Origin of the sequence: Pseudomonas sp. (assembly GCF_035277045.1) — a bacterium.
Lineage (GTDB): Bacteria > Pseudomonadota > Gammaproteobacteria > Pseudomonadales > Pseudomonadaceae > Aquipseudomonas.
Map to the genome: position 1 here is coordinate 1 of NZ_DATELE010000088.1, position 2,449 is coordinate 2,449.

Genomic DNA, 2,449 nt, shown 5'->3' on the forward strand with positions numbered 1-2,449 from the left:
ACTGTCATTGGTGATTCTCGCGGCGGTACTCGCGAGTGGCTGCGTCACCTCTCGGCCCGCTGGCACCACCTCGGCGGCCAGCATTTCACCGCCCACCCAGAGCACGCGTGACCTGACGCGCCTGCCGGCGCCCGCTGGCCCCATCGCCGTCGCGGTGTATGGCCTGCGCGACCAGACGGGCCAGTACAAGCCTTCGCCAGACAGTTCATTTTCCACATCGGTTACCCAAGGCGCTGCATCGCTGCTGGTGACCGCGCTGCGCGACTCGCGCTGGTTCAAGCCAGTGGAGCGCGAAAACCTGCAGGACGTGCTCACCGAGCGCAAGATCATCCGCGCCCTGGAACAGCCACAAGACCAGTCCCAGATGCAGTTGCCGTCCCTGCGCCCGGCCAACCTGCTGATCGGCGGCGCCATCGTTGCCTATGAAAGCAACGTGCGCACCGGCGGCATCGGCGTGCGCTACCTGGGCATCGGCCCATCGGAGCTGTATCGCCAGGACCAGGTCACGATCAACCTGCGTGCGGTGGATATCCGCAGCGGTGACATCATCCAGAGCGTGACCACGACCAAGACCGTGTATTCGACCCAGGTCGACTTCGGCATCTTCAAGTTCGTCTCGCTCAAGCACCTGCTGGAAGTGGAAACCGGTTTTTCGCGTAACGAGCCGGTACAGCAATGCGTGCGCGAAGCCATCGAGAGCGCGTTGATCCACCTGATCGCCCAGGGTGCCCGCGACGGCAGCTGGAACCTCAGGAATCCTGAAGATCTCAGGCAACCGCTCCTTCAGGGCTACCTGCAAAACTACGATGAGCAGACCATGACGATGCCCATCAACGCGTCCGAACGCGGCCAGTTGACCAACGGAGACAAGCATGGGGCACTCTAGGCGTTACCGGCGGACCGCGATGGCCGTGGCGTTGCTGCTTTGCACCGGCCTGGGCCACGCCTCTGACCTGGTGTCCGAGAGCCGCTATGCCGGCCTTGGCGGCGGTGGCCGGCTCGACCTGTCCCAGGCGGGCAGCTTCAACCAGACCCGCATCGATCAGGCTGGGGCCTCACAAAGACTGGTGCAGGCCCAGCAGGGCATCGCGAACACCGCGCGTATCGCCCAGAGCGGCGACCACAACCTGGCCGCCGCCTACCAGGCGGGCTTTGCCAACGACCTGGCGCTGAACCAGTCAGGCAGCTTCAACCAGGCCGCCGTCGTCCAGGCCGGCAGCCGCAACCAGGCGGCGGTGGTTCAAAGCGGTGCCTACAACCAGGCCTTCGTCGGCCAGTACGGCCAAGGCAACCAGGCCAACGTGACGCAGGGCGGTTTCGGGGGAACCGTTTCGGTGACCCAATACGGCAACAACGCCACGGCGACGGTGACCCAGCAATGATCATGGACTACTCGCAGCTGGCGGTGGCCATCGACACCGAATACAGGGATACCGCGGTGCTGATCCGGCCACGCATCGACAACCCGGTCCCAGTGACCCTGGGCTATCGCCTGAGCATCCGCCAGACCATGGGCGGCAATACCTCGCAGATCAACCAGCAGGGTGAGCTGCACACCGGCGAAGCGTCATCGAGCGTCCGGCTCAGCCTGCCGGAAAACGGGACATGCCGGGTGCATCTGGAGGTGTTCGAGGAGGACACCTTGATCACCTCCGTCGAGCGTGACTGCGCGCGAGACTGACGCAAGGGAAATGGTGCGGGCGCGCCCTTTGCATGCCCAGTTGTATTTGCGCCCGCCGCGACGCAAACTCTCGCCGTTCAGCACCTGCAACGGAGTCAGACGTGCCCACCCCCCGCCAGTTCAGCAAGAAAACCAGTTCCTCGAACATGCTGCGGACCAAGTCCGCCGCAAGCGAGGGCCAGGCGCCCTACCGCGTCGGTTTCGTGCTGCTCGAACACTTCTCGATGGCCAGCTTCACCGTTGCCATGGACGTGCTGGTCACGGCCAACCTGCTGCGTGGAGAGAGCTTCCAGTTTGCGCCCATGGCGCTGAGCGGCGAGCGCGCGCTAAGCGACCTGGGCCTGGAGCTGGTGGCCAGCGAGCTCGAGCCCCACGGGCTCAGGCACCTTGACCTGCTGATCATCTGCGGCGGCCTGCGCACCCCGCTCAAATACCCGGAGCTCGACCGCCTGCTGGTGGAGTGCGCGGCGCACGGCATGGCCCTGGGCGGGTTATGGAATGGGGCGTACTTTCTCGCGCGCGCCGGGGTGCTGGCCGAGTACGACTGCAGCGTCCATCCCGAGCAACGGGCGAGCCTGGCCGAGCGCAGCCCGCAAAGCCGCCTGATTCCGTCGAGCTTCACCCTGGACCGTGACCGCCTCACGGCCGCCAGCCCCAATGGCGCCATGGAGCTGATGCTGGGCCTGGTGCGCCAGCTGCATGGCGATGTGCTGGCCGAAGGCGTGGAAGAGATCCTGTCGTTCTCGGGCGCGCGCTACCGGCAGGTGG

4 protein-coding genes are annotated in these 2,449 nt (G+C 65.6%); all 4 read left to right on the forward strand.

Annotated elements, in window-relative coordinates; genetic code table 11:
* Window position 1 precedes the first annotated feature (1 nt).
* On the forward strand, window positions 2–886 hold the full coding sequence (locus VJS90_RS03575) for a CsgG/HfaB family protein (RefSeq protein ID WP_324119173.1): 885 nt from the start codon (window positions 2–4) through the stop codon (window positions 884–886).
* Window positions 873–1,382 (forward strand): curlin-associated protein, encoded by a 510-nt coding sequence (locus VJS90_RS03580; RefSeq protein WP_324119175.1) that lies wholly within the window; start codon window positions 873–875, stop codon window positions 1,380–1,382. The genes VJS90_RS03575 and VJS90_RS03580 overlap by 14 nt, the downstream gene beginning before the upstream one ends.
* Window positions 1,383–1,384: 2 nt before the next feature.
* Entirely contained in the window at window positions 1,385–1,681 is a 297-nt protein-coding gene (gene csgH, locus VJS90_RS03585; protein WP_324119177.1) for a curli-like amyloid fiber formation chaperone CsgH, read from the forward strand.
* A 101-nt stretch (window positions 1,682–1,782) separates the two neighbouring features.
* The coding region (locus tag VJS90_RS03590; RefSeq protein ID WP_324119180.1) for an AraC family transcriptional regulator at window positions 1,783–2,449 on the forward strand (667 nt) is incomplete at its 3' end.